Annotated in this window: 23 protein-coding genes and 1 tRNA gene; all 24 read right to left on the bottom strand. The window is 44.8% G+C overall.

Annotation, left to right across the window (positions count from 1 at the left end; genetic code table 11):
- Window positions 1-283: 283 nt before the first annotated feature.
- The 24 genes from B5G00_RS14590 to glgB all read right to left on the bottom strand — a co-directional run bounded on the left by B5G00_RS14590 (window position 284) and on the right by glgB (window position 22,596).
- Window positions 284-610, bottom strand: coding sequence for a hypothetical protein (locus B5G00_RS14590; RefSeq protein WP_242971375.1), 327 nt, complete (start codon window positions 608-610; stop codon window positions 284-286).
- Window positions 600-1,877 carry an AAA family ATPase gene (locus B5G00_RS14585; RefSeq protein WP_087274022.1) on the bottom strand — a complete coding sequence of 426 codons (1,278 nt, stop codon included), beginning with the start codon at window positions 1,875-1,877 and terminating at the stop codon, window positions 600-602. Before B5G00_RS14585 ends, B5G00_RS14590 begins: the two co-directional genes overlap by 11 nt.
- Window positions 1,878-2,295: 418 nt before the next feature.
- The gene (locus B5G00_RS14580; protein ID WP_087274020.1) at window positions 2,296-2,622 is read right to left on the bottom strand and encodes a hypothetical protein; all 327 of its coding nucleotides are present in this window, start codon (window positions 2,620-2,622) and stop codon (window positions 2,296-2,298) included.
- Between the two features lie 60 nt (window positions 2,623-2,682).
- Complete coding sequence (locus tag B5G00_RS14575; protein WP_087274018.1) at window positions 2,683-3,576, bottom strand: dihydrodipicolinate synthase family protein; 894 nt, start codon at window positions 3,574-3,576, stop codon at window positions 2,683-2,685.
- A gap of 17 nt (window positions 3,577-3,593) precedes the next feature.
- A complete protein-coding gene (gene ilvD, locus B5G00_RS14570) occupies window positions 3,594-5,321 on the bottom strand; it encodes a dihydroxy-acid dehydratase (protein ID WP_087274016.1) in 1,728 nt (575 codons plus the stop codon).
- A 159-nt stretch (window positions 5,322-5,480) separates the two neighbouring features.
- Window positions 5,481-6,242, bottom strand: a complete 762-nt coding sequence (locus B5G00_RS14565) for an SDR family oxidoreductase (RefSeq protein ID WP_087274035.1) — start codon at window positions 6,240-6,242, stop codon at window positions 5,481-5,483.
- Window positions 6,242-7,963, bottom strand: coding sequence for a dihydroxy-acid dehydratase (gene ilvD, locus B5G00_RS14560; protein ID WP_087274014.1), 1,722 nt, complete (start codon window positions 7,961-7,963; stop codon window positions 6,242-6,244). Before ilvD (B5G00_RS14560) ends, B5G00_RS14565 begins: the two co-directional genes overlap by 1 nt.
- A 123-nt stretch (window positions 7,964-8,086) precedes the next feature.
- A complete protein-coding gene (locus B5G00_RS14555; RefSeq protein ID WP_087274011.1) occupies window positions 8,087-8,815 on the bottom strand; it encodes a FadR/GntR family transcriptional regulator in 729 nt (242 codons plus the stop codon).
- 62 nt (window positions 8,816-8,877) lie between these two features.
- Complete coding sequence (locus B5G00_RS14550; protein ID WP_087274009.1) at window positions 8,878-9,207, bottom strand: DUF1648 domain-containing protein; 330 nt, start codon at window positions 9,205-9,207, stop codon at window positions 8,878-8,880.
- 15 nt (window positions 9,208-9,222) lie between these two features.
- Window positions 9,223-9,651 carry a DUF3887 domain-containing protein gene (locus tag B5G00_RS14545; RefSeq protein WP_087274006.1) on the bottom strand — a complete coding sequence of 143 codons (429 nt, stop codon included), beginning with the start codon at window positions 9,649-9,651 and terminating at the stop codon, window positions 9,223-9,225.
- A gap of 20 nt (window positions 9,652-9,671) precedes the next feature.
- The gene (locus tag B5G00_RS14540) at window positions 9,672-10,451 is read right to left on the bottom strand and encodes a DUF3784 domain-containing protein (protein ID WP_087274004.1); all 780 of its coding nucleotides are present in this window, start codon (window positions 10,449-10,451) and stop codon (window positions 9,672-9,674) included.
- A 73-nt stretch (window positions 10,452-10,524) separates the two neighbouring features.
- Window positions 10,525-11,694, bottom strand: coding sequence for a sensor histidine kinase (locus tag B5G00_RS14535; RefSeq protein WP_087274002.1), 1,170 nt, complete (start codon window positions 11,692-11,694; stop codon window positions 10,525-10,527).
- Between the two features lie 52 nt (window positions 11,695-11,746).
- The gene (locus tag B5G00_RS14530; RefSeq protein WP_087274033.1) at window positions 11,747-12,460 is read right to left on the bottom strand and encodes a LytR/AlgR family response regulator transcription factor; all 714 of its coding nucleotides are present in this window, start codon (window positions 12,458-12,460) and stop codon (window positions 11,747-11,749) included.
- 118 nt (window positions 12,461-12,578) lie between these two features.
- Window positions 12,579-12,770, bottom strand: a complete 192-nt coding sequence (locus B5G00_RS14525; RefSeq protein ID WP_087274000.1) for a DUF6472 family protein — start codon at window positions 12,768-12,770, stop codon at window positions 12,579-12,581.
- 68 nt (window positions 12,771-12,838) lie between these two features.
- Window positions 12,839-14,359: an AAA family ATPase gene (locus B5G00_RS14520; protein WP_087273998.1), complete on the bottom strand. Its 1,521-nt coding sequence runs from the start codon at window positions 14,357-14,359 to the stop codon at window positions 12,839-12,841.
- The gene (locus B5G00_RS14515; RefSeq protein ID WP_087273996.1) at window positions 14,356-15,744 is read right to left on the bottom strand and encodes a vWA domain-containing protein; all 1,389 of its coding nucleotides are present in this window, start codon (window positions 15,742-15,744) and stop codon (window positions 14,356-14,358) included. Before B5G00_RS14515 ends, B5G00_RS14520 begins: the two co-directional genes overlap by 4 nt.
- A gap of 12 nt (window positions 15,745-15,756) precedes the next feature.
- Entirely contained in the window at window positions 15,757-16,590 is an 834-nt protein-coding gene (locus B5G00_RS14510; protein ID WP_087273994.1) for a leucine-rich repeat protein, read from the bottom strand.
- A complete protein-coding gene (locus tag B5G00_RS18915) occupies window positions 16,583-16,729 on the bottom strand; it encodes a hypothetical protein (RefSeq protein ID WP_162613513.1) in 147 nt (48 codons plus the stop codon). The genes B5G00_RS14510 and B5G00_RS18915 overlap by 8 nt, the downstream gene beginning before the upstream one ends.
- 237 nt (window positions 16,730-16,966) lie before the next feature.
- Window positions 16,967-17,039 (bottom strand) — tRNA-Thr (locus B5G00_RS14505).
- Between the two features lie 56 nt (window positions 17,040-17,095).
- On the bottom strand, window positions 17,096-17,512 hold the full coding sequence (locus B5G00_RS14500; RefSeq protein WP_143276483.1) for a hypothetical protein: 417 nt from the start codon (window positions 17,510-17,512) through the stop codon (window positions 17,096-17,098).
- Window positions 17,513-17,881: 369 nt separating this feature from the next.
- A complete protein-coding gene (locus tag B5G00_RS14495) occupies window positions 17,882-18,298 on the bottom strand; it encodes a hypothetical protein (protein ID WP_087273990.1) in 417 nt (138 codons plus the stop codon).
- Window positions 18,291-18,824 carry a flavodoxin family protein BilS gene (gene bilS, locus B5G00_RS14490; protein ID WP_087273988.1) on the bottom strand — a complete coding sequence of 178 codons (534 nt, stop codon included), beginning with the start codon at window positions 18,822-18,824 and terminating at the stop codon, window positions 18,291-18,293. Before bilS ends, B5G00_RS14495 begins: the two co-directional genes overlap by 8 nt.
- A 128-nt stretch (window positions 18,825-18,952) precedes the next feature.
- The gene (locus B5G00_RS14485) at window positions 18,953-19,828 is read right to left on the bottom strand and encodes a mechanosensitive ion channel family protein (RefSeq protein WP_087273984.1); all 876 of its coding nucleotides are present in this window, start codon (window positions 19,826-19,828) and stop codon (window positions 18,953-18,955) included.
- A 116-nt stretch (window positions 19,829-19,944) separates the two neighbouring features.
- Complete coding sequence (gene glgB, locus B5G00_RS14480; RefSeq protein ID WP_087273983.1) at window positions 19,945-22,596, bottom strand: 1,4-alpha-glucan branching protein GlgB; 2,652 nt, start codon at window positions 22,594-22,596, stop codon at window positions 19,945-19,947.
- Window positions 22,597-22,780 lie beyond the last annotated feature (184 nt).

The raw sequence follows: 22,780 nt of genomic DNA, 5'->3' as shown, positions 1-22,780 counted from the left end.
CTATAAACAGATAAGTAATTCGACAGCCAAAAAGCAGAAGTTCCGACAAGACAATTATACATATCTGTTTCTTATCAAAGAAGAATTTTTCCCATAGACACAGAAAATTTTACGCCCTCTTCCATAACGACAGCTTTCAATTTCAAATCCTGCATCAATGTCGCTTTTTCAGCTTTAGATTATCTATTTTTCCAATTCTGCATTAATCTCATCAATCCATCTGCTGTCTTCACTTTCAAACAGCTCCATAAACTTTCCAAAATTGCTGCTTCCGGCAACTGTATCAGTTGTTTCTAATCCGTCCACCCGGTGACGCATAATCCACTCCATGAAACTCATTAACTTTTCGTTTGATATCTGCATACTGTTCGTGAGGTTTCTTTTCTGTATCGCAAAATATAAGCACTAATTCATATGTACCATTCTGGTAACGATCCTGATATCTTGCCGGAATATTTCCATTTCCGCCTGCATTGTCAAGGGAAATTTCGTACTGATCATTCCATACGTTCATGGACTTTAATTTGTCCAGATAAGCATACTCCTCATTTCCTTCACAGATAATACATATCTTTTGCTTGTCAGAAAAAACAGGAAGCCTATTTATCATCCGTAACGCCTCCCTTTTCATTTCCCTTAATGTTTAAAAGAGAATTAATTAAATCAGGATCTGGAAGTGCCCCTAATGCTCCTTTTCTATATTTTTCCATAATATCTGTAGTATCACGCACACCCTGCTGCGCAGTAAAATCTGCCAGTGAGTACACATATACCCCTTCTTTATCTTTGTGCACAAACCAGATCTGCTCTTTTCGGAACATTTTTTTACAATCCATGAGATTTATATCATGAACAGTAAATATCATCTGTGCATTTACGTTTAGTTCATTATTAAACATTGCTACGATTGCTCTGGTCAGTTTAAAATGTATACTGCTGTCAAGTTCATCTATTACAAGAATCCTTCCCTGTTCAAGTCCTTCTATCACATACCCTGCCAGTGCAACGATTTTCTTTGTTCCGGTAGAATCAAACAGCATACTTGGAACATGGACACCTTTATAGGTAGATACAAGCCGAATTTGATCCATAATTGTCTCTGGAAGCTCCAGAACCTTCTCATCTGGCTTTTTTCCTTCATCTTCTGCCCTCAATTTAATCTGATCCATATCCACGTATTCATAATTATCCATATAAAGATCCGCATTTTTAATAAAATCAACAATCTTCTGCTGAAGCTGATCTCGATTTTTCATCAGCTTAATCGTATGCTCCATAGGAATATTATTCATATTAATGATGTCGATTTTTTCTGCAAAAGCAATAATAATCTTTTTCATCTCTTCCAGATGTTCAAATTTACTGGTATCAATCAAATAACACAGCAAATTATTTTTTGCCATTAAGGGCATCATCTGAATAGCATCTTTATCGGCGCAAAAATACTGCTCTTGTATAGAATCCTTTACCAGCCAAGATACTTCTTTTTCATTTCCATACTGATCTTTTAATAATTCAGAGAAATTTTCATAGACAAATTCTTTTTTTTCAGCATCATATTTAAAATCATATGAAAACTTCCTGCCAAATCCAAGGAAAGTCACACCCAACTCGCAGATTGAACTGTCTGTAAAAATATTCGTCATTAGTCCCGGTTTTTTATTAAGTAAAATTTGTCTGATTGCCTTTATACATTTTATAAGACAAGTTTTTCCAGCGTTATTAGGGCCATAAATCCCAGCCGTTTTCAAAATGTTAAAATTGTTTTCTTTATGCACATTCGAAGCAAACTTCCTATTTCTCATATCAGCTTTCATAGAAAAGGCAATCTGTTCATCAAAGGCAAAACAGTTCTTTGCTCTAATCTCTATAATCATAAGTATTTCCTCCGTACTACAATTTTGTCGTTCTTTATATATTATATACCATTCTTTATTTTTTATGCAACTTTTTTTCATAAAATATATATTTTGTCAATAATTGTTCTTTTTCTTATTATATATATTACAGTACATACATTGGAGTAGATTGCAAAAGTGTTCCAAAGTTGTTGCTACACTCCCGAAAGTGCAAAAAGAGAACGGCCAATCTCTCAAAATGCTTGGCCGCTCTCTTTCCAATTTTATTTATCATCTCAAACCAAATGCTTTTTCTACCAAGGTCAGTGTTTGCTCAATGCTTCTGCTTTCGTCTCTATGTATCACATGAAACCCAGAATATAAAAAACGGTCATACCGCTCTTGAGAATGAATCCTCATTAAGCTCTGCCGATAGTTTTCCAATGCCTGCTCCGGGTCAGGTTCTTCCATGGTCGGCAATAGCTCTCAGCGTTTCAATGGAAATATTGGTATCTACAAAAATCGGCTTTTCTTCTTGGCTCATATCCGATAATATTTTCAATTCTAAGGTTTCGCATTCTTTCGATGCCCCATCAATCCATGCTTCATATTCTTCTGGCGTTCTTCTGATAAAATCATGCCAATCAGTTAAATCTCGTGTATACGTCAGACAAGGAAAATCTTCTTTGCTCAATTCAGGTAATAGCTTGTCATGATAATTTTCTTCGCACGCAATTCTTGGAAAGTATCTGAAAATGGCACTTCTGGATGACCTTGTAGGCATTCTGGATATTATCCAGGTTGTGGATGCCGTGGCGGAACGGACCCGTTTTCCTTTATCTCCTTACAGCAGATTTCCCTCTTCTAAAATCCTGCGGATTTTCTCTGTCTCTTCTTCTGTAGCCGCCAGCAGAGGCTGGGCGCAAAGAGGCTCCATCTCCACTCCTCTTAAAACCATAGCCTTCTTAATGATAGGAATAAACTGAGGCGCCACGTCATAAATAGCCATAAGGCCGTCGATCTGCTGCTGACACTTCTTCATTCCCTCCAAATCATCTGCTCTTGCCGCAGCGGCATAGGCAGAGGCCACATCCGGAGCAAAGTTAGACAGACCGGCTACACAGCCGTCTCCTCCGGATAATACATTGTGACCGAAAAACTCATCAAATCCCGAATAAACCAGAAAACCCGGAAACTCTTTTTTCACTTTCTGGATAATCCCTCTGGTATGGCCCATAGTAGCTACCGTATCTTTGATTCCCACAATATTTTTATGTCTGGATACCAAAGTATAAATCAGGTCCGGCGACAGGTCATGTCCCGTCCTGTCGGGAAAATTATATAATAGCAGCGGGCCATTGACCCGGTCTGCCAAAGTGTCATAAAAATTCAGCAGAGCGCTGTCAGGAAGGCTGAAATAGTAAGGAGAGATCACCATCACCCCGTCCGCACCTTGTGCCAGTGCATAGTTGGACAGTTCCACACACTGCTCAAACTCCATATGGCAGGTTCCCACATATACGGTCACCCGATGGCTGATATGAGCTATAGCCTCTTTTATAAGCGCCTTTTTTTCTTCCATGGAAATAGCAAAAAACTCTCCGATACTGCCGAAAAGCAGGATCCCGTCCATTCCATGATCAATCAGGAAGTCATAAATTTTTTTATTGGCTTCAATATCCACATGTCCCTCTTTATCCAGCGCCGTCACTGCCGGCGTGATCCATTTTGATTTCATCTTCCTACTCCTTTTCTCTAACAGTCATAGCCGGCCCCTTCCATCGCGGAAAGAGCGTGGCTGGTATAACGCTTCAGCAGACCTTTTCTCTCTGGTCTTGGCAGTATTCCTGCTTTTCTTCTCTCCTGAAGTATCTCTTCAATCTCTTCCAGAGACTTTTCTTCTCCCCGGATTCCTACAATATCCAGGCTCCGGTTTTTTACACTGTAGGCCAGGATATCCCCGTCCTCTACAAAAGCCAGAGGACCTCCTGCCGCAGCTTCCGGAGAAACATGACCGATGGCCGCCCCTCTGGTCGCACCAGAAAACCTTCCGTCTGTAATAAGCGCCACTTCTCCATTTAACTCTTCATCGCAGACAATAGCTTCCGTAGTCATCAGCATTTCCGGCATACCGGACCCTCTCGGCCCTTCATACCGGATGATCAGCATATCTCCCGGAGCTACTTTTTTATCCACTACTGCCTGATAGGCATCTTCCTCACAGTTAAATACCCTGGCAGGGCCCTTCCGTTCCCGCATGGCTTCTGTGCAGGCTGAATATTTGATCACCGCCCCGTCCGGAGCCAGATTTCCTCTTAAGATAGCCACCGAGCCCTTTTCTCTGGCTTTTTCCACTGGGAAGATCACCTGTTCTCTCTCCAGACCGTAATTGTGGAGATAGCCCAGATTTCTCTGGAAAAAGTTTTCTTTTTCCAAGTCTTCCAGGTTTTCTCCCAGGGTCTTTCCTGTAACCGTCATCACATCCAGATGGAGCATATCCCGCAGCTCCAGCTCTACCATGGGAATTCCTCCTGCAAACCAGAATGCCTCGGTAAGGTGTTCTCCGCTGGGTGTAATATTTCCCAGATGAGGCACCTGATGATTGATCCGGTCAAAAAGTTCCGGCTCCAGAATAATTCCCAGTTCTCTGGCAATCGCCGGAAGATGGATGGTTGCATTAGTGGAACCTCCGATGGCGCTGTGAATGATCACTGCATTTTCCAGAGCCTCTCTGGTCACAATATCGCTGACCTTGATCCCCTTATCCACCAGTTCCATGATCTTGCGCCCTGCCATTCTGGCGCTTCCCAGAATATCCCGCATAGTAGCCGGCATAAGAGCCGCTCCTGGCAGGGTCAGTCCAAGAGCCTCTGCCATACACTGCATGGTGCTGGCAGTTCCCAGGAAGGTACATGCCCCACAGGAAGGGCAGCCGGTCAGTTTATAGTCCCGTACCTCCTGAGGAGTAACTGCGTCCTTCCTCTTCTGCCGCAGAGAAATATCCCCTGCCACCAGAGAGGTGGTCATATCCGGTCCCGGACGCATACTTCCTCCGGGAATAAAAATCGTAGGGATATCCAGTCTGGCCGCTGCCTTTAGCTGTGCAGGAATCGATTTGTCACAGGAGGCTGCCAGGATCATGCCGTCCCAGGGATAGACCGAACCATGGACTTCGATCATATCGCAGATAGCCTCTCTGGAAGCCAGAATATAATTCATGCCGTCATGGCCCTGAGCGCAGCCGTCACAGATATCTGTGGTATGGTACTGGGCGGGAAAACCTCCTTTTTCAAATACCCCGTACTTTGCCTGTTCCATAAGCCCCGCCAGGTGAACGCTGCCTGGATGGCTGTCTCCAAATACATCCTCCAGGAGTATCTGAGGCTTTGTAATGTCCTCTTCGTCCCAGCCTGATCCCATCTGCAAGGCGTCAAACTGGGCCCACAAAAGCCGCTGAGGCGCGCTTTTCTGTCTGTTTTTCATTTTTCCAGTCCTCACATTACCTTAAAATTTTATCTTTATTGTACTACGGAAGATCGGGTTCCTCTATACAGTTATTGCTGAATTAAAGCAAAAAACGGGACATGGAAATGCCTTCTCTTCTTTCCGGCTGTCCATGTCCCGTTATCCTGTATGCCTTATTTATTTTACCAGATAGCCGCCGTCTACAGGAATCACTGCTCCGCTGACATAGTCGCTGGCATGGGAAGCCAGAAAAATAGCGGTTCCCTTCATATCCTCGCCGGTTCCCCAGCGGCCTGCCGGAATCCTCTCTGAAATACTTTTGAACCTGGGGTTCTCCGGATCCATCAGTGCTTTGTTCATTTCTGTGGCCATATAACCCGGGGCAATGGCATTTACATTTACTCCTCTTCCCAGCCAGTCATTGGTAAGCTCTTTGGTAAGCTGAGCAACACCGCCCTTCGCCGCCGCATAGGCCGGGATGGTCTGTCCTCCAAAGAAAGAATTCATAGAGGCAATGGTAATAATTTTCCCATACCCTTTTTTCAGCATGATCTTTCCTGCTTCCTGACAAAGAATAAATATAGAAGTCAGATTGACATTAAGTACTTCATCCCATTCCTCTACTGGAAATTCCTCAGCGCTGTGACGTCTCTGTATTCCATGGGCCGTAAGGAGAATATCCACATCGCCGCCCAGCTTTTCCAGGCACTGATTAAAGACTGCATAGACTTCTTCCCTCACACCAAGGTTTCCCTTTACACCCTGGCAGTCAAAGCCTCTGTTCCTGAAGTCTTCTGCTACGTCATAAACCTTATCAGAAGTTCCGACGATCACCACCTGTGCGCCGGCTTCCAGATAGCCCTCTGCAATCCCATAGCCCAGCCCTCTGGTGCCTCCTGTGACAATAGCCTTTTTTCCTTTTATGTCAAACAGGTTCATCATTCCATGTAACCGCCCTTCATAGGAGATACAGCTTTTTCGGAGAAAATCTTCAGCACGCCTTTCTCATATTTGGCTGGTTTAGGGCTCCAGCGTTTCTTTCTCTCTTTTAATATCTCTTCAATTTCTTCCGGCGTCTTTTTCTCCCCGGCGATTCCCACGATCCGCAAGATACGTTTGGGAATGTTCACTTCGATCAGATCCCCTTCTTCCACCAGAGCAATAGGGCCTCCTGCCGCCGCCTCGGGAGAGATATGTCCGATAGCAGGGCCTTTGGAAGCTCCTGAGAATCTTCCGTCAGTAAGAAGAGCAATGGAAGCTCCCAGCTCAGCGTCAGAGGCAATGGCTTCTGTGGTATAGAACATCTCCGGCATACCGCTGCCCTTTGGTCCTTCGTAACGGATAATCACCGCATCACCTGGTTTGATCTCATGAATCAGAACTGCATGGATAGCGTCCTCTTCACAGTCAAAAGGACGGGCTTTCAGAGTCGCCTCAAACATTTCTTTAGGCACTACTGTGTGCTTCACCACGGCGCCATCAGGGCAGAGATTTCCATACAAAATGGCAATACTTCCGTCTGTTCCAAACGGCTTGTCAAAGGGACGGATCACGTCTTCTCTTTTCAGACCTACCTTTGCCAGATAAGCGTCGCACTTATCGTAAAATCCGTTTTTCTTCAAGTCCTCCAGATTTTCTCCCAAGGTCTTACCTGTAACGGTCATCACATCCAGATGAAGCATATCCTTGATCTCTTCCATGATCGTAGGAACTCCTCCTGCATAGTAGAAGAACTGTGCAGGCCATTCTCCTGCAGGACGGATATTCAGCAGGTAATGGGCTCCTCTGTGCAGTCTGTCAAAAGTATCGCCGTCAATTTCAATACCAAATTCATGGGCAATGGCCGGCAGATGGAGAAGAGAATTGGTAGAGCCGGAAATTGCTGCATGTACCATTATAGCGTTTTCAAAAGATTTCATGGTCACAATCTTGTCCGGAGTCAGGTCATGAAGAGCCAGCCATACGGCCTGTTTGCCGGCTTTTCGTGCCACTTCTCTTAAATCCGGGCTCGTGGCAGGCATCAGAGCGCTTCCCGGAAGCATCAGTCCCAGAGCTTCCGCCATGATCTGCATAGTGCTGGCCGTTCCCATGAAAGAGCATGCGCCGCAGGAAGGGCAGGCATTGTGTTTATAATAAGTCAGCTTCTCCTCTGTGATCTCTCCTCTTTCACACATAGCGCTATATTTTCCAATCTGTTCCAGGGTCAGAAGGTCCGGGCCGGCATCCATAACTCCTCCGGTCACAATGATGGAAGGAATATTGACTCTCCCCACACCCATAAGATGGGCAGGCATTCCCTTATCGCAGCTTGCAATAAACACCCCGCCGTCAAAAGGCGTAGCATTTGCATGAATTTCAATCATATTGGCGATCATATCTCTGGATGCCAGAGAGTAATTGATGCCGTCGTGTCCCTGGGCTTCTCCGTCACAGATATCAGTGGTAAAATATCTGGCTCCGTGTCCTCCGGCCTGAGCCACCCCTTTTCTGGCCTCTTCCACCAGTTCCAGCAAATGTCCGCTGCCTGGATGACTATCTCCAAAAGTGCTCTCGATCATAATCTGGGGTTTTGACAGATCCTCCAGTTTCCATCCCGTTCCCAGACGCAGCGGGTCCAGTTCCGGAGCAATTTTTCTTAGTTCCTGACTTCTCAGCTTCATAACTTTTCTCCTTTTCTTTTATCATATCAAGATCAACTGTTTCTGTATTTCATGGTTACATAACAGACATGAAAACAGTCTATGTCATAACACGTATGACGTCTTATGTTAAGAATAAACCTTTTATCCTTCTCCGTCAATAAAAGTTTCGGATTTATTCTCCCATATCTTCTCCTGTATTTTTTTCTGATTCAGGAGAAGATGTTCCTTCATAGCTTCTCTGGCCCCCTGGGAATCATGATCCTGTATAGATGTCACGATCTTCCGGTGGGTCCTTAAAGTTTCTTCCGCCAGAGAAAGCTCCGTGACTTCTATAAACAGGGAAACACCCTCCTGAATAATAGGCACTAATCTGGGCATTACATAGTTTCGGCTGATCCGGGCCAGCAGTTCATGAAACTCCATATCTTTTTTCAGATAAGATTCTCCCTGCCTGCAAAGTTTTTCGATCTGTTCCTGGATCACCTCCAGTTTCCGGATCTCTTTTTCTCCTGCTCTTTTGGCCGCCAGGGCCGCCAGTTCCGGTTCCAGGATCAGACGGACCTCACACAGATCCAGAGCCAGTCTCTCCTTATCTTCCACCAGGGCAAGGCCCAGAGGATCCTCCATCAGTCCCGGATGCTCACATACAAATGTCCCCCTTCCTCTTCTAATCTCCACGATATTTCTGGATTCCAGGATTTTCACAGCCTCCCGGATGGTTCCCCTTCCCACAGAAAGCTGCTGGGCCATATCAAATTCATTAGGCAGCTTTTCCCCTGCCTGAAGCTGGTTTTCCCGGATCAGTTTTATGATCTGTTCCGCAGCCTGCCGGGGAAGCAGCTTTTTATTGTTATTTAATGATTCAAGCATAGTCCTAACCTCTCTTGGATTCTTATCTGTATTATAGCAGGACCGAGTCTCGGATTCCAGAATTAAAATACATACCAGATACTCAAACCTTCCACAAAAGCCAGAAGGAAAATGATAAAAAAGATTCTAAAGTAATACTGGCTCTCATTCCCTTCCATCCCCGTTTTATTAACCAGGCACCACTGTTTTACCCCAGGGATCCGGCTCACAAGCAAGATTCCTGCCTGAAGAGCCGGGAAGAGAAAAACCGCCCATTTTCCCGCAAATCCGTCTGCTGTTCCGGCGCTCCAATGCACCGGTATCTGTTCCGGCAGAAAAGGGAAAGCCACCCCTGCGGCCAGGAGAGTGATTGCCCACAGGATCCAGGATTTTTTATTATTAAAAAATAACATTGCAAGATTACTCCTCTATTTCACATAAAATCCCGCACATTTCATATCGGTGTCAAAGGAAATGGTAAACATGACTTTTCCGTCTTCATAAGCCGCCAGGACCATAACTGTGGCATAAGGAGTTCCTGTGTCCCGATCTGTGATCCCCCGGACCTGGATCCTGTCAAAGTCCTGAAATTCTCCTTTATCCTTCATATAATAGTCAATATTTTCCTGAAGTTCTTCCGGATCTGTCCCATTCTGCATGACCACATTAAAGGTATCTTCCCATACTCCTTCCAGTTCCCCGGCATTGATTCTTTCTACCATTTCTTTCGCTTCTGCAATGACCTGGTCTTCCTGAAACTCATCTGAAAGAGATTCCTGACAGCCGGACAAAGCAGCCAGTGCCAGAATCCCCAAAAAGCCTGCCAGGATCTTTTTTCTCCATTTTCCTTTTGTCATAAACTTTCTCCTTTCTGCCCCTACTCCAGCCCGGACGCCGCCAGGATCTTCTCATACAGCGTTCTGGTCTCTTCCGGAGTTTTCCCATTTATCACCAGCACGCCGTCTGTTGTTTCCATCACCACAAAATCTTTACATCTGACATAGCTGTATATGGTGTACTCTCCAAACTCTTTGTTTTGAAAAGTTCCCTCATTAAGCTGCAGGCTGTTGACTCCCATACGCTTACTGCCTGTTTCAAAGTCCTCCCGGTAAGTAACGGCCTGTATTTCTGAAAGAGGCAGCTCATAGTCTGACCAGTAAGACCCCTGGATTTCCAACTGGTCATTCTGGATCACAACCTCCACATTTCCGGTAAAAAGCAGTACTGTCGAAAACACCAGAGCAGCTCCGGTAATGAGGATGGTAATGATAGTCCCTGTCTTCCGGGCCTTTTTCCTTTTTAATTCCTTTTCTGGACTTTCCTCCAGCAGGATTTCCTCTTCCGGTTTTATCCTGCAGCCCAGATTTGCATAGAGGAGAGTGGGGATCAGCCCGATAAAAACGCCTCCCATGGTCAGTGCCAGATACCAGTCCGGTATATTATCTCCCATGATCTCTGCCCCCAGGACCAGGACTGTGATCAGAGCCAGATAAATTCCTGTGGTCCTGCACAGTTTTTTCTCATTATATTTTCTCTTCTCTTTTTCTGAGGCTGTATTATACCCTGCTATGAGAAAACTACCCTTTCCCATCAGGAGCACCAGAGAAATCCCTCCTCCGATCAGGATCGTCAGCAGAATCACGATTCTATCCATCATTTACTCCGCACCTCCTCTGTTTTCCTTCTTCTCCATAACCAGTCATATGACTGCCGTATTTTTTATCCCTAGACTATATCCGTCCATCTTTTTTCGCTGTATTGGGGATAAGGATCACTGCCTGAAACCGTTTCTCCTCATCTGTAATGGTGCAGTTCCCTTCATATGGTTTTATGGCTTCACTTACGTTTTCCAGCCCCAGTCCCTGATGGCCTTCCCACTTTTCCGGGTGCCTGGACTTGGAATTTTCCACCTGGATCATGAGAAACTCTTTTTCTCTTTTTGCCAGGATCTTCAGATACTTTTCTTCCGGTTCCTTATCCCTGCCCATGGCCTCAATGGCATTATCCAGAAGATTTGCAAAGATCGTTGTAATATCGATCTCCTGTATTCTGTCCAGACAGTTCTCCTCTATATCAAGCTCCAGTCTGGCATCCCGGAGATTTTCATGGCAGAGTTTTTCATTCAGGATAATATTCAGCATCCGGTTCTCCGTATACCAGGCATGATTGTTCTGATTCAAAAGATGGAAAACTTCTTCTTTATATTTTTCTGCCACTTCTGTCTGGCCTTCCTCATAAAGCTTTCCCAGGGCCTGGATATGGTTCTTTACGTCATGAACGATCTTTCTGGACTGACGATAGCTTTCTTCCAGCTTCTGATAATGCTGGTACACCAGCATTTCCTTCTGCCGGTAAAGCCTGGACTTCTTTTCTGCCTCATTGCTCTGGACCGCTGTAATATAAAAATATACCACAAATATATTCATAAACAGAAGGAGCAATACATTTACCAGCACCAGCAGATAGCCGTTCCAGCTTGCATAGTAATCGCTTAAGGTCAGAAAAGAGAGCATCATCACCAGGGAGAGCATAGGCATGACCAGACAGATAAAAAACTGGCCTTTGCTCAGATGGCCCCTCCTGCCCCGTTTCAGGATACTGCTAAGGAACCATGCCCAGCCCCCTTGAGCCGCCCAACGGATGACTCCTGCGATCAGCTGGGCATTTCCATAGGGATTCAAAGTAGTGTTAAATCCGGAAAAGTTCAGCATATATCTGGTATAGATCTCATAGAGCAGTACCCGGGACAGGGCCCAGATCAGGACGATCCCTGCCAGATACAGCAGTCCGCTGAAAACATAATAGCCTTTGGACCGGACATTTTTCTTCCGGAGACGAAATATAAACCAGACAGAAACTCCCAGAATGGTCAGAATATCCGGCAGCCATAAACTATACAAAGTACTCCTCCCCTTTCTCTTCTTTTCTCCTGCGGCAGGTCAGGCAGCCCCCTTAAAAAGAGCTCCCGTTTTTTTCTGCCAGAAATCTTCCCAGACATTCCTTAAAAGAAACTGCCTGTTTCTGGGACAGCGGAAGGATTTCCCCGCTCATCATGTAAATATCGTAGCCTTTGATATTCCGTATCTGATCCAGGTTTACCACAAAGCTTTTATGGGGAGAAGCAAATCCATAGTCCTTCATTCTTTCCCGAAGATCACCGATCTTTCCCCGCATTTCATAGCAGCCCTTTTCCGCCGCCAGCTTAATCTGTCTTCCCCGGATCTCAAAGTAGTAAATATCTGCTGTATGGAGCCTGGTCCTTCCCTGGGAAGTCTCAAACTCCAGAACTGGACTGGGCTTCTGCTCCTCCTCCCGGTAAGCCAGGGCATCTGCCACCTGCTTGAGCACACTGGTCTTCTTCACCGGTTTGAGCAGATAGCCGAAAGCATGGACGGAGAAAGCTTTCCCTGCATATTCACTGTAGGCAGTCACATATACGATCTTTACTTTTTTATCCTTCAGCCGGATCTTTCTGGCGGTCTCTATGCCATCTATCCCTTCCATATCAATATCCAGAAACAGAAGATCATACTGTTCTGTTGACCGGAGAAGTTCTTCGCCGCTGAAATATACGTCTGTTTTCTCTATAGGTTCCGGGCACTCTTCAAGGATTTCCAGAAGGGCCTCCGAAGCTTTTTTCTCATCATCACAAATTGCTATCTTCATTTTCTGTTTCTTTCCTTTGTTTTCTTTATTATAATTGAAAATATTCTCATAACACAAGAAATCTTCCCTCAAATACAGAAAAGACTGCACAACATACAATGCAGTCTTTTCTCTTTTTTTACATCTGTTTTCTCACTACTGCGTATTCATCCTGATTCCGGTAATAGGGGCACTGATAGTACCGGTCCGACAAAATCCTCACATAGTCATCCTCGTCCATATTCATGTCGCACAGATAGGCTTCGTATTCCTCATCATAGACATAGAAGGTGCAGGTCTCACAGCTTCCCCGTTCTTTTCCCTTTTTCATGGGCCTCATTCCTCCCTGCTCTTTTTCTCCGGCTCTGTCTGCAGGATCCCGTTTCGGACTTCCTGCTTTTAGAGCTCCTCTTCAATATTTTCCAGCTCTTCCAGGATCTCTCTCTGCTCCTGGTCGAAAAGGAGTTTTTTGTTATATTTATAATAACTGTCGCAGCCATTCTCACTGATAAATTCCATGCTGTAGGGGTTGGTATTCAGTTCTGTAACAAAGACCACCAGTTCCTGTCCTTCCTGGAAAGCCAGCTCCAGGAAGTCAAAAGTATTCTGGAGCTTTTCTCCGGTGTCTTTTATCAATTCCTCACGCTCCCCGGCCTGGTTCTGGAAGGCTTCTTTAACTTTCTGGAAGATTTCTTCTTTTCCTTCTCCCCGGGCCTCTCCTTCTTTTGCCAGATCCCGGTAAATTCCCAGAAGTTTCAGGATCTCCTGTTTCAGATGTTCTTCCTCCCGTGTAAGAAGGTCTGCCTTCTTCTTTTCTTCCAGATCCTTTTCTCTCATAAAGATCCGGTCCTCTAAAGCCTGCCAGGGATGTTCTGCAGATTCCAGAGCCTTTTTCCATCCTTTCAGGACTTCAAAAAGTTCTGTGACCAGAAGGTCTTTTTCATGATAAGCTCGGCACCTTTCTCCCAGTTTTCCCATAAACAGTCCCACTACTGCAAACCGCTCGTCCATAGAAGCCAGCCGGAGCTTTTCCACGGCAAATTTTTCAAAATGTCCCGCCAGGACCTGATCCACCTGGTAATCTGTCTGATATTTTTCAAACAGCTCCAGATAATTGGCAAAATCCTTTGCCACCTTCCAATGCTGGATATACTGGCAGACTACCTCCCGGTCCGGCCTTTTTCCCAGCTTTTCATATACATACAGAAGCTGGGAAAGATCCTCCCATCCTCTGGGGGTGGCAAACATTCTCCCCTCAATACTGGTTTCCATACAGTAAAAGTTTTCTCTCCGGATATCCAGATAGGAAAGCACCGCCGGGTGGATCCCTGCCTCATAGGCATATTCTTTCCAGACTCCGAAGTCTTCCCGCACATCGATCTTCTTTACCCGGTCCAGAGTCACCACGTCAAAGTCCCGGACAGATTTATTGTACTCCGGAGGATTTCCCGCAGCCACAATGATCCAGCCGGAAGGCACCTGCTGGTTTCCGAAGGTCTTGCACTGGAGGAACTGGAGCATGGCAGGAGCCAGAGTCTCCGAAACACAGTTGATCTCATCGATAAACAGGATTCCCTCCCGGATTCCCGTAGCTTCCATTTTGTCATACACGGAAGCAATGATCTCGCTCATAGTATACTCAGTGACTGACCGGGCCTCTCCCCCGTAGCTTTTCTCTTTAATAAAAGGCAGCCCTATGGCGCTTTGCCTGGTATGGTGGGTAATGGTATAAGACACCAGATTAATGCCGCATTCTCTGGCTGCCTGCTCCATGATCTGAGTCTTTCCGATCCCCGGAGGTCCCATGAGCAGTATAGGCCGCTGCCTTATAGCCGGGATACAGTAATCCCCGTAATCGTCTTTTAAAAGATAGGCTGCCACCGTATCTTTGATCTCCTGTTTTGCTCTTTTTATATTCATTCTTCTGTCCTCTCGTTCCTCTCTAAAAGTTCTTCCTCATCCAGATACAGCTTCATGGCCCAGCAGGGCACTTCAATCTCTTCATATTCCTTCTGCATCAACAGAAAAGCCACATCATAGGGAGGCATACGCTCCGGGAAGATTCCTTTCCCGTCTGTAAAATACAAAAGCCCTTTTAGCCCCCTGAGTTCTCCTTTTCTCTGTTTTTCCTGAATGTATTGAAACACCGGACGAAAATCTGTCCCGCCCTTTCCTGCAAGCTCCAGGTTTTCCATATATTCTTTCAGTTCTTCCTGGCTGGTGATCAGCCGATCACTCTGGATCCTCTCGTCACACTGGATCACATGGATCTGCATTCTCCTGAAAAAGCATTCCTGCTCCCGGAGCACGGAATAGGTTTCTCTTAAAAATCCCCGGACCAGTTCTCCGGAACAGGACATGGAAGTGTCAATGGCAATGACAAAGTCCTGGATCTTTTTCACTTCCCGGGTCTCCTGAGGTTCCAGGAGAGGCATATTTCCGTAAAGGGACATGCCGTAGCTGTAAAAAATATAGTCAAAGCTATCCGGATCCACCATCTGCTCTTCCCGCAGCACTGCAAACTTGCTAAGAAACCGCCGATAGTCTCTGGTGTCCCGGTTTTCTGCCTTGATCTGTTCCTTCAGGCCGGCCTGGCCCCGTGCCATATCCTGGCCAAAAGTTTCCATCTCAGTCTCCATACGGTCCCGGATATCCTCCCAGTTTTTCTCCGGCCTCTGGCTGGGAGGATTTTTCCTGCCTCCCTTCCAGAGTCTGTGGTCGTCACAGTGAAACTCCCTTTCCCAAAGAAGGGCCTGCTCCTGGGAAGGCTGCATTTTCACCAGTTCTTCAAAAATCCCCTCTGCATTCAGGGTCTTCCTTTTCTTTCTGAGACTGGCATAGAGATTTCTCCGGTCTCCGGACATAGGCTTTCGCACACAATGAAGAGCCAGGCCGTCAATAATAGATTCCACACTGATATCACATGCCAGATCCCAGAGAATATCTGTCAGATCCTCTTGCCCATTTTCTCCATCTTCCCGGGAAATCCCCAGAGCCTTGGCCGCTACCTTCTTTCGGATCCTCACCTTTTTCCACAGATGGGCAAAAAGGCAGTGGAGCATCATATGGAGATAAGCCCGGTTCACTTCCCGCCGTCCCTGGCGGTACAGGCCTCCCAGATATCCGGGATCATAATAGATCCCCACGCCGTCGGTACCCAGTTCTCCATTCTGTTCTCCCATCACATATGTAAAGGCTGACAGTGCCACATCAAAGAAACGCAGATGGATATAGAGTTCATTTCTGGAAGATATAAGAATCCTGCTGCAGACATCCTCTATTCTCTTTTCCATTTCCCTGGCCATATTTTCTCTCTCCTATAGGTCAAAAGTTTTCTTTCGTTTTGCAAACAATCTCCGCTTCTCTTCCATGAGATAGCTGACCATCTCCGCTCTTCCTTTACCGGAAGCTTCCTTGATCACCTGATCCATGGCCTCCTCTGTCCACAGCTTCCGCTGTCCAAGATAAGAAAAAGCCCGGTTCCATTCTTCCTGTTCTATGTAATAAAGGCCGCATTCCAGTATATGTTCTTTCACATATTCCAGATACTCTTCTTCTGCCTGGCTGCCAAGTTCCCAGGGCCAGAGCAGTCTTCCCATAGCCATAGGCAGAAGGATCTCCGGTTTTTCATTGATCTTTGCCAGATAAAACAGCCGGTCATATCCCTGGTAATCCACTTTCTTTTCCAGAAAGCACTGGCGGTATTTGTAGCCGCAGCCATGATAATGGGTCTCCAGGATCCTGGCAGGAGTGTTCTCCACTCCTTCCTCATAATATTCCGGGAAGATCAGCTCTGCTCCCTCCCTGCTGTCCCGAAACCTGATGGAAACATAGACTTCATGGAAAGTTTCACTGACCACATCCCGGATACAGGAGGTCCCTCCCGATTCCATAAGCACATGAAGTTTCCGCAGGGCTCCGCAGCCGGTAAAAGAACCGCCCCCAATAGTTTTCACAGAATCTGTCATTTCCAAAGTCACCAGATTCCTGCATCCGTAAAAAGTATAATTTCCCAGCTCCCGGACCCCGTCGGGGATCCGGATCTCCTGGATCTCCTGAAGTTCCCTCTGCTCCTCTTTGCTCCGGCCTTCCTTCCATGGAGACCAGGCGTAAGAGGGCAGGGAAACCCTGTTCTCTTTCTTCTCACACATATGTATCCTGTCCTTTATCTGATTCTAACTCCCATACCAGTTCCAGATTGTCCTTTTCTTCCTTCTCGTTACAGCCTGTAAAAGCAGTTCCCAGAACTGCCAAAAGCAGCAGCATTATCCCAATTCTTATTTTCATCATAAATCCTTTCCGTCCTGCAGTTTTATGTGTACTTCTGCATTTCTATACGCCTCAGCATTTTGTATGCCATTGTATCTGAGTACAGTATGCATGCTTGACGGGATTTTTATACATCCCGGCTAAATTCACCTGCAAAATAGTTCGAAATAGATAGCTCGCTCTGCCGGCTGCATATTATCATGTATAAAGGGAAATGGCTGCAATCCTGCAAGCGGATCACAGCCATTTCCCCGGATAAGCTGAAAATGGGACTCGAACCCACGACCCCTTCATTACGAGTGAAGTGCTCTACCAACTGAGCTATTTCAGCAATTCTCTGCAAGAATTGATTTTACTGGATTTTTAAAGATATGTCAAGAATTTCTTTCACAAAAGAATCGCCAATGCCTTAGAATATTTGTTCTTAAGTCTTTCGGTCAGAGTGTCCCGCTGGCTTAGATGATCTTTCATATCTGCCAGCTTCACCCACCATACCTCCGGATAAATGGTCTGGGCATTTTTGATAGAGATTATGTAGTCCTCATAGGATTCTTCATTTTTCCCATGAGTGATGTAATTCATATACTTTACCAGCCTCCTGGTTTCATCCAGGGCAAGTATCTCTGCTGTTCCGCAGTCGGAGTCCTCCCACACATCATGGATCCAGGCCAGGGCAATACACCGCTCCCTCAAGTGTTCCGGTATCATGCGGTTCTGTTCTGTATACCTGGCTACTCTCTCTGAATGCTGGTAGGTTTTCTCATCAAGATACTTTTCGGCAAGTTTTTTCGCTTCCTCTATCACCCTGACCACTCCTTTTCTGAAGGACATCTTTTTATCTGATTTAACAATACCTTATATTTTCGCATTTTGCAACTTGTGATTTTCACGAATTTCACATTTTTAATCCTCTTGCTAAAATATCTGACAAAAGACATTTCGGGTTCAAATGCTGATGATGCAGCGGGAAAGGGTATGGCAGTAATATTCCTCACAACCGCCTGTAAATGGACGACTCAGATAAAAATCTTCCGGGTAAAAGATTTTTAAGCTTATAAATTGCATATAAAAAGACCATTTCTCAAAGATCCAGGCCTTAATCTAAGCCTGCATCTCAGGAAATGGTCTCTTTTTTACTAATTAGAACATCAAAATCGGCATTAGCCTATAACCTTAACTTTTTTTCACAAATTCTGCTCCGCATTTCGGACAGCGGATACTGATCTTCCCTTTTCCTCTGGGAATCCGAATCTTCTGTCTGCACTGAGGGCAGGTATAGATATGAAAGTCTTTTCTCTGTTCCTGTATGTATTTCTGTTTTCCGAAAAATCTTTTCACCTTATTTTCCAGCACCAGATACTTCTGATTTTCTGCATATCTTTTGCTGATATTTTTAGAAAACATCCGGTAATAAATCAATATCAGCAGCAGAAATTCCCATGAAGTAAGAAGGACGCTGAAATATCCGGTCCGCACAAAGAGATTAATCACTGCGCAGACCAGAAGCACGATCACCATAAATATATTCAGTCGGTCACTTCCATAGCGTCCATACATAAATCTTGAAAGCTTTTCTTTTAACTTATCCATTTTCCTGCTCTTCTTTCTCTATTTTTTCAAAGACTTCTTTTACAAATTTCCTCGCTCCCTGAAGATCCTGTTCATCAGGATGAAGCATCGCCATATCAAATTTCTGAATCATAGCCTCCACCTGCTTCTTATTGCTGGAATTCTTCATATGCTCATATTTTTCCCTTACAGTCATCGGCATCTTTCCCTGGCAGATATAGGCTCCCATATATTCATTATCATCCTCTATAAAAACCCGTATATTATCTTCGATCTTTTTATAGTAGTCTGGACTCTGGCCCATACCGCAGGTGCCGAAAAGTGCGATCCGCTTTCCCTGAAGGCTGCCCAGATAGTCCAGCACATCCATGCTGGCGCTTCCCCGGTCTGTCCAGAATCCTATGAAGTATATATCTCCCATATCATAATCTGTCTGTCCCTGAAACGGAGCAATATCTTTATTTTTTCCGGGTATTGCTTCAAAAATGGCTTTTGCCAGCTTCTCTGTGTTGCCCGTTCTGCTTTTATAGAGTACTTGTGTTCTCATTTCACTATTCCTTCCTGGTATCTGATAATTTGTCCTAAAGTATATTCTAACACCAAGTATTTCGAAAAAGTATTTCTGGAATCTTAAAAATTATAAATTCTCTATAAAGCAGAATCTGTAAAAAGCCCCTATTGTTTTATATGCACATCCATCTGAGTATATGGCAGTTCAATACCTTCTTCGTCAAATGTCAGCTTAATCTTTTCATTTAGTTTCCATCTGGTAGGCCAGTAATCATCAGATCCTACCCAGGCTCTGAGTCCAAGCACTACCCCATCTGCTGCAAGCTGATCTACAAAAACCTGGATCCCGTCATCATGTAAAATACAGGCTTCTCCATAAAGCATGTTCTCCAAGATTCCTTTTGCCTTTTTCAGATCCGAACTGTAGGAAATCTGAACTTTCAAGTCCAGCTGCCGCTTATCCTGGGCAGTTACATTTACAATACTTGCACTGGTAAGCGTTCCGTTTGGGATCGTGATCCGGCGGTTGTCTACTGTAGAAAGTGTGGTATAAAACAAATCAATCCTGACTACAGTTCCTTCCTGCTTATCTGTATTCTCAATAATATAATCTCCCACCACAAAAGGCTTTAGTGCCAGGATAATAACACCTCCGGCCAAATTGGATAGACCTCCCTGGAGGGCCAGACCAATGGCAACACCACCAGAAGCAACTAATGCAGCAATGGAAGATTCTTTCACCCCGAAGCTGGTAGCAATGGATACTACCAGCAGACAGTACAGTGCCGCCTTCACCACTGATGAAACAAACTGGGTCACTCCCGTATCCACATTTGCCTTTCGCATGGAAGCGACAATAAATCTGGTAAGTTTCTGGATCAGTTTACTGGCTATGATGTAGACTACAATAGCCAGGATCACTCTGCCCACAAAGGTTCCGATGACCGGGAGCTGCTTTTCCCAGAAAGCCCAGGTAAAATAGTGGTGAAAGAAGTCGCGGATACTTTCAAATTCCAGCGTTTCTGATAAAAAAATGTTCATAGTCTTTATGTTTCCCTTTCCTTGTTTCCTTTCGCATAGAAAGGGACTGTTGCAGAATTCCTTTTTATTTTTAAGATTTATTCTGCAAAAGCCCCTCTCCCTGTAATTCTATTTAACTATTTTTTCGTAGTTCCTCTGGACCTTGTCCCGGTTTTTTTACCAGAAGCTTTTTTCTTCTCCTGTACTTTTTTCTCCACCTCTGGTTTATATGTTTCTTCCTTACTTGTCTCTAATTTTTCCGGTTCCTTCTTGCTGGTCTCCAGTTTCTCCGGTTCCTTCTTGCTGGTCTCCAGTTTCTCCGGTTCTTTCTTGCTGTTCTCCAGCTTCTCCGGTTCCTTCTTGCTGGTCTCCAGCTTCTCCGGTTCCTTCTTATTGGTCTCTAATTTCTCCGGCTCTTTTTTCGCTGTCTGGAGTTTTTTCTGAGGTTCTTTTGGAAGAACAATTTCCTGTTCCTTCTCTGCTTTTATTCTTTCCTCTTCAATCTTCTGCTCCAGTTTCCTGCGCACTGTAGATACAGTTGTCTGTTCTTCTTTTTCTGCTTTCTTTCCGGTCCTCTTTGTCTCATTCTTTGTATAAGAGAAAATCTGTACGGAAAGGGGCGCCACATTGATTACAATAGAGTTCTTTCTCTCATCCCACTCTTCTTTCTTGGAGACCTTGACTCTCGGATTCCCTACACCTGTTCCTCCATAGACTTTTGCATCACTGTTAAAAATCTCTTTATACTTTCCAGGATAGGGAACTCCCATCTGATATTTCTCATAGGGAAGTGCAGAAAAATTACAAACCACCACCAATGTACTGTCCTTTTTCTTACCTTTTCTGATAAAGGTAAGCATGTTTTTCTCAGTCTCCATAACATTGATCCACTCAAATCCTGCTGGATCGTAGTCTTCTTCATAAAGAGCCGGCTGTTCTTTATACAACTTCAGCAGAGCTTTCATATAATCCTGCATCTGCTTGTGGTCTTTCTCCTCCAGAAGATTCCAATCCAGTTCTCTTTGTTCAGACCATTCTCTTTCCTGAGCAAATTCCTGTCCCATAAACAGCAGTTTTTTGCCGGGATGGACGATCATATAGCCAAGAGCTGCCCGAAGATTTGCCATCTTCTTCTCCTTTTCTCCTGGCATTTTATTCAGGAGAGAACATTTTCCATGAACCACTTCATCATGAGACAGACTTAAAAGGAATTTTTCACTATACGCATAAATCATGCTGAAGGTCAGCTCATCATGAGCCCCGCTTCTGTATATAGGATCTTTCTTCATATAATCAATGAAGTCGTTCATCCATCCCATGTTCCATTTATAATCAAATCCAAGGCCATCATCTTCTACATCTCCGGTAATCTTCGGCCAGGCTGTAGACTCCTCTGCTATCAGAAGCACATCTGGGTGTTTCTTCTTGAAAACAGAATTCAGATGCTTCAGAAATTCGATAGCTTCCAGATTCTCATTCCCGCCGTAAATGTTGGCTACCCATTCTCCGTCATTCTTTCCATAATCCAGATAGAGCATAGATGCCACAGCATCCATACGGATTCCGTCCGCGTGATACTTCTCTGCCCAGAACAGAGCATTGGAAATCAGGAAGTTTTTCACCTGAGGACGTCCGTAATTATAGATTAAAGTTCCCCAGTGAGGATGCATCCCCTGTCTTGGGTCCAGGTGCTCATAAAGGCAGGTGCCGTCAAAGTTGGAAAGTCCAAAAGTATCTTTTGGAAAATGAGCAGGAACCCAGTCCAGAATCACACCTATTCCCTGCTGGTGCATGTAATCCATAAAGTACATAAAATCTTCACAGCTTCCATAGCGGCTGGTAGGCGCATAATATCCTGTTACCTGATATCCCCAGGACTCGTCCAGAGGGTGTTCCATAATGGGCATCAGTTCCACATGGGTATATCCCATCTCTTTAATATAATCAGCCAGAATAGGTGCAATCTCCCTGTAATTGTAGAAAAGTCTTCCTTCCTCCTCCGGTTTTCTCCAGGAGCCCAGGTGCATCTCATATACCGCCAGAGGTTTCTTCTCATCTTGGAGCTGCTTTCTGGATTTCATCCAATCTCCGTCACTCCACTGATAACCTTTCAGATCTGTAACAACAGAAGCTGTCTTTGGCCGAAGCTCTGATTCGTTTCCATAAGGGTCTGACTTCAGATAAACCAGAGAGCCTTTTGCCTTAATTTCATATTTGTACAAAGATCCTGCCTTGACTCCGGGAATAAAGAGCTCATAAATTCCCGAAACACTGAGGCGGTTCATCTGATGCCTTCTGCCATCCCAGTGGTTGAAGTCTCCCACGACACTGACACGCATAGCATTAGGCGCCCAAACAGCAAAATAAACACCGGACACTCCATGGATAGTCATGGGATGCGCACCTAATTTTTCGTAAATATCATAACAGATTCCCGCACAGAACTGCTGCTCCTGTTCCACGGTAATCTGTTTATCAAAGGCATAGGGATCATAAAATTTCTCTACAACGCCTTCATCATACACTGCTTCATATTTATACTTGGGAATTTTATCCCCTGGGATCAGAACAGCAAAATATCCAGCCTCATCTTCCTGTTCCATCTCATATTCCTGTTTTCCCTTGGTGAGAACTACTTTCACCTGCCGGGCATCAGGAAGAAAACACTGGATCAGAATTCCCTCAGGGGTGACTCTGGGTCCCAAAAGCCTTCTTGGTTCACTTTCCTCAGAATATACAATGGCCTCAATTTCCGGCCAGTCCATCATCTCATATAATTTTTCAGACATAATGCTCCTCCTTTGTTTTATTTTATCATCAAATTTTGGGGTTGTAAAGTTTCAAACTGCCGCGGTAAAGGGGATATCTGTAAATTGTATAAATTTTATTTTTCTTCTACAAAAATGTTGTGCATTTTACACACATAAAGTATAATTAGGATAACTTCGCATATAAATTTTTCTTAACAGCGAT

Origin of the sequence: Blautia sp. An46, assembly GCF_002161645.1 — a bacterium.
Classification (GTDB): Bacteria; Bacillota; Clostridia; order Lachnospirales; family Lachnospiraceae; genus Blautia; species Blautia ornithocaccae.
The sequence above is the reverse complement of the archived record's forward strand: the minus strand, read 5'-3'. Positions and strand labels throughout refer to the sequence as shown.

Coding starts and splice junctions, on each gene's coding strand:
- B5G00_RS14590 (WP_242971375.1), bottom strand. CDS start 610: ATGATAAATAGGCTTCCTGTTTTTTCTGACAAGCAAAAGATATGTATT.
- B5G00_RS14585 (WP_087274022.1), bottom strand. CDS start 1,877: ATGATTATAGAGATTAGAGCAAAGAACTGTTTTGCCTTTGATGAACAG.
- B5G00_RS14580 (WP_087274020.1), bottom strand. CDS start 2,622: ATGCCTACAAGGTCATCCAGAAGTGCCATTTTCAGATACTTTCCAAGA.
- B5G00_RS14575 (WP_087274018.1), bottom strand. CDS start 3,576: ATGAAATCAAAATGGATCACGCCGGCAGTGACGGCGCTGGATAAAGAG.
- ilvD (WP_087274016.1), bottom strand. CDS start 5,321: ATGAAAAACAGACAGAAAAGCGCGCCTCAGCGGCTTTTGTGGGCCCAG.
- B5G00_RS14565 (WP_087274035.1), bottom strand. CDS start 6,242: ATGAACCTGTTTGACATAAAAGGAAAAAAGGCTATTGTCACAGGAGGC.
- ilvD (WP_087274014.1), bottom strand. CDS start 7,963: ATGAAGCTGAGAAGTCAGGAACTAAGAAAAATTGCTCCGGAACTGGAC.
- B5G00_RS14555 (WP_087274011.1), bottom strand. CDS start 8,815: ATGCTTGAATCATTAAATAACAATAAAAAGCTGCTTCCCCGGCAGGCT.
- B5G00_RS14550 (WP_087274009.1), bottom strand. CDS start 9,207: ATGTTATTTTTTAATAATAAAAAATCCTGGATCCTGTGGGCAATCACT.
- B5G00_RS14545 (WP_087274006.1), bottom strand. CDS start 9,651: ATGACAAAAGGAAAATGGAGAAAAAAGATCCTGGCAGGCTTTTTGGGG.
- B5G00_RS14540 (WP_087274004.1), bottom strand. CDS start 10,451: ATGATGGATAGAATCGTGATTCTGCTGACGATCCTGATCGGAGGAGGG.
- B5G00_RS14530 (WP_087274033.1), bottom strand. CDS start 12,460: ATGAAGATAGCAATTTGTGATGATGAGAAAAAAGCTTCGGAGGCCCTT.
- B5G00_RS14525 (WP_087274000.1), bottom strand. CDS start 12,770: ATGAAAAAGGGAAAAGAACGGGGAAGCTGTGAGACCTGCACCTTCTAT.
- B5G00_RS14520 (WP_087273998.1), bottom strand. CDS start 14,359: ATGAATATAAAAAGAGCAAAACAGGAGATCAAAGATACGGTGGCAGCC.
- B5G00_RS14515 (WP_087273996.1), bottom strand. CDS start 15,744: ATGGCCAGGGAAATGGAAAAGAGAATAGAGGATGTCTGCAGCAGGATT.
- B5G00_RS14510 (WP_087273994.1), bottom strand. CDS start 16,590: ATGTGTGAGAAGAAAGAGAACAGGGTTTCCCTGCCCTCTTACGCCTGG.
- B5G00_RS18915 (WP_162613513.1), bottom strand. CDS start 16,729: ATGATGAAAATAAGAATTGGGATAATGCTGCTGCTTTTGGCAGTTCTG.
- B5G00_RS14495 (WP_087273990.1), bottom strand. CDS start 18,298: ATGGATAAGTTAAAAGAAAAGCTTTCAAGATTTATGTATGGACGCTAT.
- bilS (WP_087273988.1), bottom strand. CDS start 18,824: ATGAGAACACAAGTACTCTATAAAAGCAGAACGGGCAACACAGAGAAG.
- B5G00_RS14485 (WP_087273984.1), bottom strand. CDS start 19,828: ATGAACATTTTTTTATCAGAAACGCTGGAATTTGAAAGTATCCGCGAC.
- glgB (WP_087273983.1), bottom strand. CDS start 22,596: ATGTCTGAAAAATTATATGAGATGATGGACTGGCCGGAAATTGAGGCC.